We start from the raw sequence: 12,419 nt of genomic DNA, 5'->3' as shown, positions 1-12,419 counted from the left end.
GCCGGAAGCAGAGCTTCCGGCGGGCCATCCGGGTATGAGGGGCGTGTCGGAACGAGGGGCTGCAACCGACCGGCGAGGGTGGGTTGTTGCAGATGCTGACCAAGCGGGTGCTGGAGTCGGCCCTGGAAGGCGAGATCACCGAACACGTCGGCTACGAAAAGCACGATCCGGCCGGGGAGAACAACGGCAACAGTCGCAACGGCACGCGGTCCAGGACCGTGCTGACCGGTGTCGGGCCGGTCGAGGTGGTCCTCTCCTTGTCCGCGAAGGGACTCACCCACGGCGAGATATCCGCTCATCTTGCCGAGGTGTACGGCGCCGAGGTGTCCAAGCACTGCGGTGCACCTATGCCTCGCTCATGCTGGAAGCCGGAGAGTCCGTCATGACTTTGGCGCGGTGGCTCGGGCACTCCTCGCCCGCGATCACCCTTGGTCACTATGCTCACTTCATGCCGGAGGCCGGGTCTGACGGGGGCTGTGGATTACGTGGTTGAAGAGATGGGTGGCCTGGGAAAATGCTGAGAGAGGTCACCGCGACCCGCTACATCGAGCCCTTGCGGGCCGGGGGTTCTGTGCCCGGCGTCGTCGAGGCCGACGACCTGGGTACGTACGTCGTGAAGTTCACCGGCTCCGCGCAGGGCCGCAAGGCGCTGGTCGCCGAGATCATCGTCGGCGAACTGGCCCGCCGCCTCGGTCTGCGCTTCCCCGAGCTCGTCCTGGTCCACTTCGACCCGGCGGTCGCGGCGGACGAGCCCCACCAGGAGGTACAGGACCTGCTGCACGCAAGCGCCGGGCTCAATCTGGGCATGGACCTCCTGCCGGGCGCCGAGGACTTCACACCCGATGCGCTCGACGTGGACCCGCTGGAGGCGGGCAAGGTGGTGTGGCTCGACGCCCTCACCGCCAACGTCGACCGCACGGTGCACAGCTCGAACCTGATGGTCTGGCCCACGTTCGGCATCCAGCGGCCGAGGCTGTGGCTCATCGACCACGGGGCGGCCCTGGTCTTCCATCACCGCTGGGGTGCGTCCGCGCCGGAGAAGGTGTACGACTTCCGGCATCACGCCCTGGGCGGCTACGGACCGGACACGCGGGCGGCCGACGCCGAGCTGGCGCCTCTCGTCACTGAGGGGATGCTCCGTGAGGTCGCCGCACTCGTCCCCGACGCGTGGCTCGCCGATGAGCCGGGGTTCAACTCCCCCGACGAGGTGCGGGAGGCGTATGTCGCCTTCTTGCTGGCCCGCGCGCGGGCCTCTGCGGCGTGGCTTCCGGTGGATTTCCCCAGCCGGGGTGAGCTTGCCGCCGCCGATGCGAGGCGTGCCGCCGCCACGGAGAAGGACCGTCCGGCCTGGTTGAAGCGGGTCCCGGATCTGCACGGGAAGCCTGCTGCGGAACAGGACTGGTCGCGACACATTGGCTAGTGCGGGCCGTATGTGGCTGGGCGCGCCCACGCGGCGGAGCCGCACAATGTCATAGTCCCGCGCCCCTAAAGGGGCACCCATGACGACGCCCCCCGGCGCTGTGCGGTGCCGGGGGGCGTCGTCATTCTCCGGGTACGGATCAGCGCAGCTGCTCGTACGCGGGCAGTGTCAGGAAGTCCGCGTAGTCCGCGTCCAGGGAGACCTGGAGGAGGAGGTCGTGGGCCTGCTGCCACTTGCCGGCCGCGAAGGCCTCGTCGCCGATCTCGGCGCGGATGGCGACCAGTTCGGCGGCGGCGATCTCGCGGGCCAGGTCGGCGGTCGCCGTCCGGCCGTTCTCGAAGACGACGCCCGCGTTGATCCACTGCCAGATCTGCGAGCGCGAGATCTCGGCGGTGGCCGCGTCCTCCATGAGGTTGAAGATGGCGACGGCGCCCATGCCGCGCAGCCACGCCTCGATGTAGCGGATGCCGACCTGGACGGCGTTGACCAGACCGTCGTACGTGGGCTTCGCGTCGAGGGAGTCGATGGCGATCAGGTCACCGGGGGCGACCTGCACGTCCTCGCGCAGACGGTCCTTCTGGTTGGGCTTCTCGCCCAGGACCGCGTCGAACGACTCCATCGCGATCGGGACCAGGTCCGGGTGCGCGACCCAGGAGCCGTCGAAGCCGTCGCCCGCCTCGCGGTCCTTGTCGTTCTTGACCTTCTCGAAGGCGACCTTGTTCACCTCCGCGTCCTTGCGGGAGGGGATGAACGCCGCCATGCCGCCGATCGCGTGCGCGCCGCGCTTGTGGCAGGTGCGGACGAGGAGTTCGGTGTAGGCCCGCATGAAAGGGGCCGTCATCGTCACGAGGTTGCGGTCCGGCAGGACGAACTTCGAGCCGCCGTCACGGAAGTTCTTGACGATGGAGAAGAGGTAGTCCCAGCGTCCCGCGTTCAGGCCCGACGCGTGGTCGCGGAGCTCGTAGAGGATCTCCTCCATCTCGTACGCGGCCGTGATCGTCTCGATGAGGACCGTGGCGCGGACGGTGCCCTGCGGGACGCCGACGTAGTCCTGCGCGAAGACGAAGATGTCGTTCCAGAGGCGGGCCTCCAGGTACGACTCCGTCTTCGGGAGGTAGAAGTACGGGCCCTTGCCGAGCTCGATGAGGCGCTTGGCGTTGTGGAAGAAGTACAGGCCGAAGTCGACGAGCGCGCCCGGGACCGGGGTGCCCTCGAGCTGCAGGTGTCGCTCGTCCAGGTGCCAGCCGCGCGGGCGCATGACGACGGTGGCGAGCTCGTCGGCGTCCTTGAGGGCGTACGACTTGCCGCTGCGGTCGTCCGTGAAGTCGATGTTGCGCTCGTAGGCGTCGGTCAGGTTGAGCTGGCCGAGGACCACGTTCTCCCAGGTGGGCGCCGACGCGTCCTCGAAGTCCGCGAGCCAGACCTTGGCGCCCGAGTTCAGGGCGTTGATGGTCATCTTGCGGTCGGTCGGACCGGTGATCTCGACGCGGCGGTCGTTCAGGGCCGCCGGGGCGGGCGCCACCTTCCAGGAGTCGTCCGCGCGGATCGCCGCGGTCTCGGGAAGGAAGTCGAGCGTGGAGGTGCTTGCGATCTCGGCGCGGCGCTCGGCGCGGCGGCTGAGGAGCTCGTCACGGCGGGGCGTGAAGAGCCGGTGCAGCTCGGCCACAAAGGCGAGGGCCGCGTCGGTGAGGACCTCCTCCTGCCGCGGCAGAGGCTCCGCGTCGACGATGGCCAGCGGGGACTGCGCTGGTGCGGACATGAGCTGTCACTTCCTTCAGCGAGCTTCACAGGTGGTGCCGTGGCGACCGCCGGGCATTCGCAGTGACACTCAGTGCCACAGGAGCCGAGATACGGCCGTGGACCCCACGTGAGGGAACGGGTGCTTCTGAACAGTGGATACTAGTTTCCTCATAGTGGAAGTTCAATCGTCTGTTGACGTCGAGATTCTCTTCATCGACAGAACGTGTCGCTGAGTGCCATGCCGGTCACTCAAGGTTTTACTCGCGGTTTCACTCACGGTTTCACTCAAGATGGATCAGGTCGGCGGGTGTGTCGATGTCGTACGCCTGGGCCACATCCCCGCACTCGACGAGAGTGATCTCACTGGCGTGCTCCTTCAGATAGGCGCGCGCCCCGCGATCACCCACGGCGCTCACGGTGATGCCCGCCCAGTGGTCCGCGCCGAAGAGCACCGGGTGGCCGCGCTCTCCGTCGTAGGCGGCGGCCGCGAGGGTGGCGGGCGAGCGGTAGGCGGCGTGCACGCGGGCCACCGCGGTCGGGCCGATGCCCGGCTGATCCACGAGCGAGACGAGTGCGGCATCGGCGTCCGTGTCGCGCAGCGACGTGAGCCCGGCCCGCAGGGACGAACCCATCCCCTCCTCCCACTCCGGATTGTCGATCAGTACGCAGCCGGGGAGCGAGGCCTTCTTCCGTACGACATCGGCGTCCGCGCCGAGCACCACGTACACGTGCGTGCATCCGCCCTCGCGCAGTACGCGGACCGCGTGCTCCACGAGGGGCCGCCCCCGGTGGTCCAGGAGTGCCTTCGGCCGACCGCCGAGGCGTCGCCCGCCGCCCGCCGCGAGGAGGAGCCCGGCGATCATCGGATTCGTCATGGCTCCTGCATACCGCACCCTGCCCGCACCATGCCCGCCCTGTGGCGACAGCCGAAGAAGCCTCCCGCTATCGAGGGGGTCTCTTCCGGCCACGAAGTGGCGCGTCCCGCTTCCCGTGGCGTTTACTGATCCGCGGCCCCCTGGTGTATGACCAGCACCGTGCGGGGTCGGCAAGATCTGCACGAGAGAACGTGCGCACGACAACGTGCGAGGGGGAGAGCTGTGTTGCAGAGCGTAGGGCAGAGACAAGTGACCGGCAGTGATGAGGATCCGCGCGTAGCGGAGTTGGGCACCGCGGTGTCCCGGCTGCGCCGTGAGCTCGCCGCGCATCCGGTCGAGTTCCCCGACCGGGGAATCGCCGAGGACGAGCTGGCGGCGCTGGCCTCGATGGCGCTGAGCGGCGCGCCCGAGGTGCCGCGGCTGCGGCGGTCGCTGCTGCTCGTCGCGGGAGCGATCGGCTCCGTCAGCGCGCTGGGCGCGGGGCTTGCGGCGGTCCGGGGCGCGGTGGAGATTTTCGGTGAGCCGGGGCGGGCCCCTGGGCCTTGAGCGGCGTTGATCACCGGCTCCGCCGGGTTCGTCCTCAAGCGCCGGACGGGCTGAGTAGCCCGTGCGCCGCCCTCAAGCGCGGACAGGCTGAATACCCCGCGCACCGCCCTCAAGCGTCGGACGGGCTGGGAACCCCCACCCTCCCGTCCATCAGCTCCACCACCCGGTCGGCTACAGCCAACCTCGCCCGATCGTGCGTGACCAGGACCGTCGCTGTCCCCCACTCCCGCGTGAGCCGCCCCAGGAGATCGAGGACCGCCGCGCCCCGATCGTGATCAAGGGCGCTGGTCGGCTCGTCCACGAGCAGCACCGCGGGGGCGTTCATCAACGCCCTTGCGATACCGACCCGTTGGCGCTGTCCGCCCGACAGCTGGTGCGGGCGCCGGTGTGCGAGCTCCGCGAGGCCCACGGTGTCGAGGAGCTCCCGTGCCCGTTCCCGTACCTCGGCGGAGCGCCCGCGCCCGCGCCCGCGTCCGCGGCCGTCGAGGCGTGCCATCAGTTCCACCTGTTCGAGCGCGGTCAGCGACGCGAGGAGATTCGGCTGCTGGAAGACGATCCCCATCCTGCGCCGCCGCAATTCCGCCCGCTCGGCCACCGATAGTGTTTCCGTCTCCGTACCCTCGACCACCACCCGGCCCCGGTCGGGGGTCACCAGCGTCGCCGCCACGGCGAGCAGGCTGGACTTCCCGGAGCCTGACGGGCCGACGACCGCCGTCAGCGTCCCGGCGGGGACGTCGAGCCCGACCCCGTCGAGTGCCGTGAGACGGCCCTCCCCGTCCGGGTACGTCAGCGTGATGTTGTCGAGGGACAGACTCATCGGGCACTCCCCAGTGCGGTCAGTGGATCGACGGCGGTGATCCGCCGGACGGACAGGCCCGCTCCCAACGCCCCGAGGGCGATCATCACGGCGGCGGGCCACAGCACGGTCGGCGGATCGAGTACGAAGGGGACGTCGCCGCCGCTGATCGCGGAACCGACGAGCGCCGCGATCCCCGTACCCAGGGCCGTCCCGGCGGCCAGCATCAGGACGGCCTGCCCGAGAGCGTCCCTGAGCAGGTAGGGGGTGGAGGCGCCCAGCGCCTTCAGCACCGCGATGTCACCGGCGCGCTGGATCGTCCACACCGTGAAGAACGCCCCTATGACGAGCGCGGAGATGACGAAGAGGAAGCCGCGCATGAGCTGCAGCGAACCGTTCTCGGCCTGGTAGGAGCCGATGGCCGTGAGCGCGCCGTCGAGGGACTTCGTCTCCGTGCCCGCTGCCTCGTCCCCGGCGGCGAGATCGGCCCCGCCCCCGGTCCGCAGCGCGACGACCGTGGCCTGATCGTCCATCGATGTGCCCCGGTGGCCGAGCCCCTGCCAGTCGTCGAGCGCGGTCCATACGACAGGGGTGTGGCTGTACGAGGCGTCCGACGCGACCCGCGCGACCCGCTCCTCCACTCCGCTCCCGCCGAGCCGCACCGTGTCCCCGGGGCCGACGCCGAGGTCCGCCGCGGCCTTCTCGGAGAGCACAGCCGCGCCCGGTGCGACGCCGTCCGGCGCGATCCCGGAATCCGGCTCCACGCCGAAGGCGGACACGGCGGCCGAGCGCTCGCCCGCGGTGGCGTTGAGGGTGCTGATGCCGATCGGCTCGGCGGACCGTACGCCCGGCTGTGCCTCCCAGGCCTCCCAGGAGCGCCGTTCCACCTGGGAGCTGGTGAAGGAGACGGACTGGCCGTCCGGTGGCGCGGCGAAGGCGAGGTGGTCTGCGGGCAGGCCGGTGATCGCGGAGGTGTTCTCCCTGGCGAGCCCGGCCGTGAGCCCGGAAAGCAGCCCCACGAGCAGAGTGATGAGTACGACGACGGCTCCCATCAGGGCGAACCGCCCCTTGGCGAACCGAAGGTCTCTCCATGCGACGAACATGCCCCCACCCTCCGTCCGCGCACGCCCCCTCGGCATCGCGCCACAGCACGCTTCACCCGAATCGAAGGGGGGAGCCCGCGGTCAACCTTTCGGCTGACGGAAGCGGGGGCGGCTGCGCCTACGCTGGAGGGTCCGATGAACACCTCCACCGAGCCTCCGCCTCCGGACCCGGCCCCCTCCCGGACCACCCCCGTCGCCCTCGCCCTGCGGCTGTGTCTGCACGCGCTGCTCGCGGGGCTGCTCGCGCTCGCCGCTGCGCGGGCCGTGGCCGATGGCGCGCCGCGCGGCGGTGCCGTCGTGGCGGTCGTGGTTGCCATGGGCGGTGTCTACGCGGCGGGCACCCTCAGCCCGGCCGTCGCGCGTTCGCAGCGTGCGGCAGCCGTGTGGCTCGCGGCGCTCGGTGTGTGCTGGATGGCGCTGCTCGTCCTCTCGCCGGACGGGCTGTGGACGGCCTTCCCCCTGTACTTCCTGCAGCTGCATCTGCTGCCGTTGCGCTGGTCCCTGCCCGCCGTCGCGCTGACCGCCGCTGCCGCCATCGCCAGCTTCCTGCTGCACGGCTCGCCCATATCGCCGGGCAGCTTCATCGGGCCGCTGCTCGGCGCGGCCATGGCGGTCGCCACCGTCCTCGGGTACGAGGCGCTGTACCGCGAGAGCGAGCGGCGCCGCCGGCTGATCGACGAGCTCATGGCGACGCGCGCCGAGCTCGCCGCCGCCGAGCGGACCGCGGGGACCCTCGCCGAGCGCGAGCGTCTGGCCCGCGAGATCCACGACACCCTCGCTCAAGGGCTCTCCTCCATCCAGCTCCTGCTGCGCGCCGCGCAACGCGCGCTGCCCGCCGGATCCCCCGCCGCGCCGCACATCGAGCAGGCCCGCAGCGCGGCGCAGGACAACCTCGCGGAGGCACGGCGCTTCGTGCGGGCCCTCAGCCCGCCCGACCTGGAGCACGGCTCGCTTGCCGGAGCGCTTGAGCGGCTCTCCGCATCCGCGTCGCCGGGCTCGGACGGCTCGCACCTCGACGTCCAGTTCACGGTGAGCGGCACGCCCACCGAGCTGCCGACGCCGTACGAAGTCGCGCTGCTCCGCACCGCCCAGTCCGCCCTCGCGAACACCGTCAGGCACGCGGGCGCAGGGCGCGCCGAGATCACGCTCAGTTTCATGGACACGTCGGTGTCCCTGGACGTGGTCGACGACGGGCGGGGCTTCGACCCGGCGTCCGCTCCACAGGAGCGCGGGGACGACGGGGGGTTCGGGCTGCCCGCGATGCGGGCGCGGGCCCGGTCGCTCGGCGGGACGCTGAGCGTGGAGTCCGCGCCGGGGCAGGGGACAGCCGTCGCGGTCACGCTGCCGCTTCCGTCGGGGGTCGTTCCGAAGGGGGCCGCTCCGACGGGAGCCGTTCGGACCGGGGCCGTGCTGTGAGCGCCGAAGTGCCGGAGCCCATCCGGCTGCTCCTCGCCGACGATCACCCCGTCGTGCGCGCGGGGCTGCGTGCCGTGCTCGACACCGAGCCCGACTTCGCCGTGGTGGGGGAGGCGGCGACGGCCGAGGCCGCGGTGTCGCTCGCCGCGACCGGCGCGGTCGACGTCGTCCTGATGGATCTCCAGTTCGGGGCGGGGATGCACGGGGCGCAGGCCACGGCCGCGATCACCGCCGTGGTGGGGGCGCCGCGGGTGCTCGTCCTGACGACGTACGACACGGATGCCGACATCCTCGCCGCGGTCGAGGCGGGCGCGGCGGGATATCTCCTCAAGGACGCGCCGCCGGAGGAGCTCGCGTCGGCGGTGCGGACCGCGGCCGCGGGGCAGTCCGCGCTCGCCCCCGCGATCGCGCATCGGCTGATGGACCGGATGCGGGCGCCCGGGGAGGCGTTGACCGGGCGGGAGCTGGAGGTGCTTCGGCTGGTGCGGGAGGGGCTTTCCAACCAGGAGGTCAGCAAGCGGCTCTTCCTGAGCCAGGCCACCGTGAAGTCCCATCTGGTGCACATCTACGCGAAGCTGGGGGTTGATTCGCGTACGGCGGCGGTGGCTGTGGCGACGGGGCGTGGGCTGATCAGGGGCTGATCCGGGCAGTAGCTCGCCATCTGCACGAAAGCGCCGTACGGGCTGGATGTTCCAGCCTGTACGGCGCTTGAGGATGAACTTGGCGCAGCCGGTGATCGGCGGTGCGCACGAGGTGCCGAAGGTGAAGAGCTACGCCGCCGGACCCGAGCTGGCAAGGGCGGCCGACAACTCCACCGCCACCTCCTGCAGCACCGGCACGATCTTCTCCACCGCGGCCTCCGTCACCCGGCCCGCCGGTCCTGAGATCGAAATGGCCGCCGCCGTGGGGGAGTTGGGGACCGACACCGCCAGGCAGCGCACCCCGATCTCCTGTTCGTTGTCGTCGACCGCGAAGCCCGCGCCGCGGACCTCCTCAAGGGCGGCGAGGAAACCCTCCGGCGTAGTGATCGTCTTCTCCGTGGCCGCGGGCATCCCGGTGCGGGCGAGGAGCGCGCGCACCTCCTCCGGAGGGGTGTGGGCGAGGAGTGCCTTGCCGACGCCCGTGGAGTGGGGGAGGACCCGGCGGCCCACTTCGGTGAACATCCGCATGGAGTGCTTGGACGGCACCTGCGCGACGTACACGATCTCGTCCCCGTCGAGCAGCGCCATGTTCGCGGTCTCGCCGGTCTCCTCGACGAGGCGCGCGAGGTAGGGGCGGGCCCAGGTGCCGAGGAGGCGCGAGGCCGATTCGCCGAGGCGGATCAGGCGCGGGCCCAGAGAGTAGCGGCGGTTGGGCTGCTGGCGTACGTAGCCACAGGCGACCAGCGTGCGCATCAGGCGGTGGATCGTCGGCAGCGGAAGGCCGCTGCTGGCGGAGAGCTCGCTCAGGCCGACCTCGCCTCCGGCATCCGCCATCCGTTCGAGGAGGTCGAAGGCGCGCTCAAGGGACTGGACACCACCGCTGGCAGCGGGCGGCTTGGAGGCGGCGACCTCGGTGGAGGCGTCGCTTGCGCTTGACGTCGGCACGGCGCAGTCCTTTCGGGGCTGACGGGCAAGTCAGCAGCCTACCGGGCGGTTCCTTGCGGGATCCCTTGGCGGCCCTGGCGTACCTGCCGGTCAGGGCCGGTCAGGGACCGGTCGGGGGGCCTTTGTCCGCTTCTTCGCCGTCACGCCCAGTGATCTTTTGGCGGCCCGGTTGTGCGTAACTACGTTCTGGCCTGTGGAATTCTAATTCCACTTTGTGGAAACGTCCAGGGTGCTTCAGGTGGCCTCTTGACGGCTCGGGGTCGGCCGTGAAGACTCATTCAACAGAACGTTGAATTCCGTTTAGCGGAAACGAATGGTCTGTGTAGCGGAAAAGAACGAACAGGCAGTCAAGCGAAGAAGCGAAGAGAGGGCGTTGAAGACGTGGACGTAGAACTGGTGCTGCGCTCGACCCGCGTGATCACCCCGCAGGGAACCCGCGCCGCGTCGGTCACGGTCTCCGGGGGGAAGATCGCGGCCGTCCTTGCGTACGACGCCGACGTACCGGCGGGGGCCCGGATCGAGGACCTCGGCGACGACGTCCTGCTGCCCGGGCTCGTCGACACGCACGTCCATGTGAACGACCCGGGCCGCACGGAGTGGGAGGGCTTCTGGACCGCCACCCGCGCCGCCGCCGCCGGTGGCATCACCACCCTCGTCGACATGCCGCTCAACTCCCTGCCGCCGACCACGACGGTCGACAATCTGCGCACGAAGCAGGACGTCGCCCGCACCAAGGCGCACATCGACGTCGGCTTCTGGGGCGGCGCCCTGCCCGACAACGTCGGCGACCTCAAGCCCCTCCATGACGCCGGTGTCTATGGCTTCAAGTGCTTCCTCTCGCCTTCGGGCGTGGACGAGTTCCCGCACCTGGACCAAGACCGCCTCGCCACCTCCATGGCGGAGATCGCGGGGCTGGGTGCTCATGGGGGTCTGCTCATCGTGCACGCCGAGGACCCGCACGAGCTGGACGCCGCCCCGCACAAGAGCGGCCCCAAGTACACGGACTACCTGGACACCCGGCCGCGCGTCTCCGAGGACGCCGCGATCGAGGGGCTCATCTCGCTCGCCAAGCGGCTCGGCGCCCGTGTCCACGTACTGCACCTGTCCTCGTCGGACGCGCTGCCCCTGATCGCCGCCGCCAAGCGCGAGGGCGTCAAGCTCACCGTCGAGACCTGCCCGCACTACCTCACGCTCACCGCGGAGGAAGTCCCGGACGGAGCCAGCGAGTTCAAGTGCTGCCCGCCGATTCGCGAGGCCGCCAACCAGGACCTGCTCTGGGACGCGCTCGCCGACGGCACCATCGACTGCGTCGTGACGGACCACTCGCCGTCCACCGCGGAACTCAAGACCGACGACTTCGCGACCGCGTGGGGCGGCATCTCCGGGCTCCAGCTCAGCCTCCCCGCGATCTGGACCGAGGCCCGCAAGCGCGGCCACAGCCTCGAGGACGTGGTGCGCTGGATGTCGACGCGCACATCCGAACTGGTCGGACTCGATCAGAAGGGCGCCATCGAGGCCGGCCGCGACGCCGACTTCGCGGTCCTCGCGCCCGACGAGACCTTCACCGTTGACCCCGCGGAGCTTCAGCACAGGAACCGAGTCACTGCGTACGCGGGCAAGACCCTCAGCGGCGTCGTGAAGTCCACCTGGCTGCGCGGCGAACGCATCCTGCACGGCGGCGAGTTCAGCGAACCCGCAGGCCGACTTCTGGAAAGGAAGAACTGATCACTGTGACGACGGCGATACCTGCCTTCACCGGCGACGCGAGCCCCTACGGCGGCGGCGACCCCTACGCGGACTACCGCACCGCCGACTTCCCCTTCACCCAGTACGCGAACCTCGCGGACCGCCAGCTCGGCGCCGGCGTCATCGCCGCCAACGACGAGTTCTTCGCGATGCGCGAGAACCTGCTCCTGGCGCACGCCGCCGTGTTCGACCCGGAGCACTTCGGCCACAAGGGCAAGGTCATGGACGGCTGGGAGACCCGCCGCCGCCGTGGCGTCTCGGGCGAGCACCCGTGGCCCACCGCCGACGACCACGACTGGGCGCTCGTACGGCTCGGCGCCCCCGGCGTCGTACGCGGCATCGTCATCGACACCGCCCACTTCCGCGGCAACTACCCGCAGGCCGTCTCGGTCGAGGGTGCCAACGTCGAGGGCTCGCCGACGCCCGAAGAGCTCCTCGCGGACGACGTGAAGTGGACGGCTCTCGTACCGCGCACGGCAGTCGGCGGCCACGCGGCCAACGGCTTCGCCGTCGACGTCCAGCAGCGCTTCACGCACCTGCGCGTCAACCAGCACCCGGACGGCGGCATCGCGCGCCTGCGGGTGTACGGCGAGGTCGTCGCCGACCCCAAGTGGCTCGCCGCGCTCGGCACGTTCGACGTGCTGGCCCTGGAGAACGGCGGCCAGGTCGAGGACGCGTCCGACCGCTTCTACTCCCCGGCCACCAACACCATCCAGCCGGGCCGCTCCCGCAAGATGGACGACGGCTGGGAGACGCGGCGGCGCCGCGACACCGGCAACGACTGGATCCGCTACCAGCTGGTGGCCAAGGCCGAGATCCGTTCCGTCGAGATCGACACGGCCTACCTCAAGGGCAACTCCGCCGGTTGGGCCGCGCTTTCGGTCCGTGACGGCGAGAGTGGCGAGTGGGTCGAGGCGCTGCCCCGCACCCGCCTGCAGCCCGACACCAACCACCGCTTCGTCCTGGACGCCCCGGTCGTCGGCACGCACGTACGCATCGACATCTTCCCGGACGGTGGCATTTCGCGGCTGCGGCTGTACGGCTCCCTGACGGAGGCGGGCGCTGCGCGGCTGACTGCGCGCCACCAGGAGCTCGGCGGCTAGTTCGGCACCGTTGATCACCGGCTTCGCCGAGTTCGTCCTCAAAGGCCGGACGGGCTGAGATTTCCCCGGCCCGGGGGGAAATCTTTCA

General features: G+C 70.6%; 11 protein-coding genes and 1 pseudogene. 7 read left to right on the top strand and 5 right to left on the bottom strand.

Going from position 1 to position 12,419, the window contains the following annotated elements; all coding sequences use genetic code 11:
• Positions 1-47: 47 nt before the first annotated feature.
• Positions 48-332: pseudogene (locus ACFQ7F_RS42325) on the top strand (transposase); the annotation flags it as partial.
• A 182-nt stretch (positions 333-514) separates the two neighbouring features.
• On the top strand, positions 515-1,420 hold the full coding sequence (locus tag ACFQ7F_RS42320) for a HipA family kinase (protein WP_383283696.1): 906 nt from the start codon (positions 515-517) through the stop codon (positions 1,418-1,420).
• A gap of 139 nt (positions 1,421-1,559) precedes the next feature.
• Here the strand turns inward: ACFQ7F_RS42320 and aceB are convergent, their stop codons facing one another.
• A complete protein-coding gene (aceB, locus tag ACFQ7F_RS42315) occupies positions 1,560-3,179 on the bottom strand; it encodes a malate synthase A (RefSeq protein WP_383283689.1) in 1,620 nt (539 codons plus the stop codon).
• Positions 3,180-3,441: 262 nt separating this feature from the next.
• Positions 3,442-4,035 carry an NTP transferase domain-containing protein gene (locus ACFQ7F_RS42310; protein ID WP_383283682.1) on the bottom strand — a complete coding sequence of 198 codons (594 nt, stop codon included), beginning with the start codon at positions 4,033-4,035 and terminating at the stop codon, positions 3,442-3,444.
• A 222-nt stretch (positions 4,036-4,257) separates the two neighbouring features.
• On the opposite strand from ACFQ7F_RS42310, the gene ACFQ7F_RS42305 reads away from it, so the two are divergent.
• Positions 4,258-4,581 carry a DUF5955 family protein gene (locus ACFQ7F_RS42305; protein WP_383283677.1) on the top strand — a complete coding sequence of 108 codons (324 nt, stop codon included), beginning with the start codon at positions 4,258-4,260 and terminating at the stop codon, positions 4,579-4,581.
• Positions 4,582-4,690: 109 nt separating this feature from the next.
• Here the strand turns inward: ACFQ7F_RS42305 and ACFQ7F_RS42300 are convergent, their stop codons facing one another.
• A complete protein-coding gene (locus ACFQ7F_RS42300) occupies positions 4,691-5,398 on the bottom strand; it encodes an ABC transporter ATP-binding protein (RefSeq protein ID WP_383283671.1) in 708 nt (235 codons plus the stop codon).
• Positions 5,395-6,480 (bottom strand): ABC transporter permease, encoded by a 1,086-nt coding sequence (locus ACFQ7F_RS42295; protein ID WP_383283666.1) that lies wholly within the window; start codon positions 6,478-6,480, stop codon positions 5,395-5,397. Before ACFQ7F_RS42295 ends, ACFQ7F_RS42300 begins: the two co-directional genes overlap by 4 nt.
• 135 nt (positions 6,481-6,615) lie before the next feature.
• Between ACFQ7F_RS42295 and ACFQ7F_RS42290 the strand changes: the two genes are divergently transcribed.
• The gene (locus ACFQ7F_RS42290; protein ID WP_383283661.1) at positions 6,616-7,896 is read left to right on the top strand and encodes a sensor histidine kinase; all 1,281 of its coding nucleotides are present in this window, start codon (positions 6,616-6,618) and stop codon (positions 7,894-7,896) included.
• 8 nt (positions 7,897-7,904) lie between these two features.
• Entirely contained in the window at positions 7,905-8,537 is a 633-nt protein-coding gene (locus tag ACFQ7F_RS42285) for a response regulator (RefSeq protein WP_383283701.1), read from the top strand.
• Between the two features lie 129 nt (positions 8,538-8,666).
• Here ACFQ7F_RS42285 and ACFQ7F_RS42280 read toward each other — a convergent pair whose 3' ends face one another.
• Positions 8,667-9,482, bottom strand: coding sequence for an IclR family transcriptional regulator (locus ACFQ7F_RS42280; protein ID WP_383283658.1), 816 nt, complete (start codon positions 9,480-9,482; stop codon positions 8,667-8,669).
• A gap of 381 nt (positions 9,483-9,863) precedes the next feature.
• On the opposite strand from ACFQ7F_RS42280, the gene allB reads away from it, so the two are divergent.
• A complete protein-coding gene (gene allB / locus ACFQ7F_RS42275) occupies positions 9,864-11,207 on the top strand; it encodes an allantoinase AllB (protein ID WP_383283654.1) in 1,344 nt (447 codons plus the stop codon).
• A gap of 5 nt (positions 11,208-11,212) precedes the next feature.
• A complete protein-coding gene (gene alc / locus ACFQ7F_RS42270) occupies positions 11,213-12,331 on the top strand; it encodes an allantoicase (protein ID WP_383283652.1) in 1,119 nt (372 codons plus the stop codon).
• Positions 12,332-12,419 lie beyond the last annotated feature (88 nt).

The organism is Streptomyces sp. NPDC056486, assembly GCF_042795295.1.
Lineage (GTDB): Bacteria > Actinomycetota > Actinomycetes > Streptomycetales > Streptomycetaceae > Streptomyces.
This window is presented reverse-complemented; position numbering and strand designations above follow the sequence as displayed.

Coding starts and splice junctions, on each gene's coding strand:
- ACFQ7F_RS42295 (WP_383283666.1), bottom strand. CDS start 6,480: ATGTTCGTCGCATGGAGAGACCTTCGGTTCGCCAAGGGGCGGTTCGCC.
- ACFQ7F_RS42310 (WP_383283682.1), bottom strand. CDS start 4,035: ATGACGAATCCGATGATCGCCGGGCTCCTCCTCGCGGCGGGCGGCGGG.
- aceB (WP_383283689.1), bottom strand. CDS start 3,179: ATGTCCGCACCAGCGCAGTCCCCGCTGGCCATCGTCGACGCGGAGCCT.
- ACFQ7F_RS42300 (WP_383283671.1), bottom strand. CDS start 5,398: ATGAGTCTGTCCCTCGACAACATCACGCTGACGTACCCGGACGGGGAG.
- ACFQ7F_RS42320 (WP_383283696.1), top strand. CDS start 515: ATGCTGAGAGAGGTCACCGCGACCCGCTACATCGAGCCCTTGCGGGCC.
- ACFQ7F_RS42290 (WP_383283661.1), top strand. CDS start 6,616: ATGAACACCTCCACCGAGCCTCCGCCTCCGGACCCGGCCCCCTCCCGG.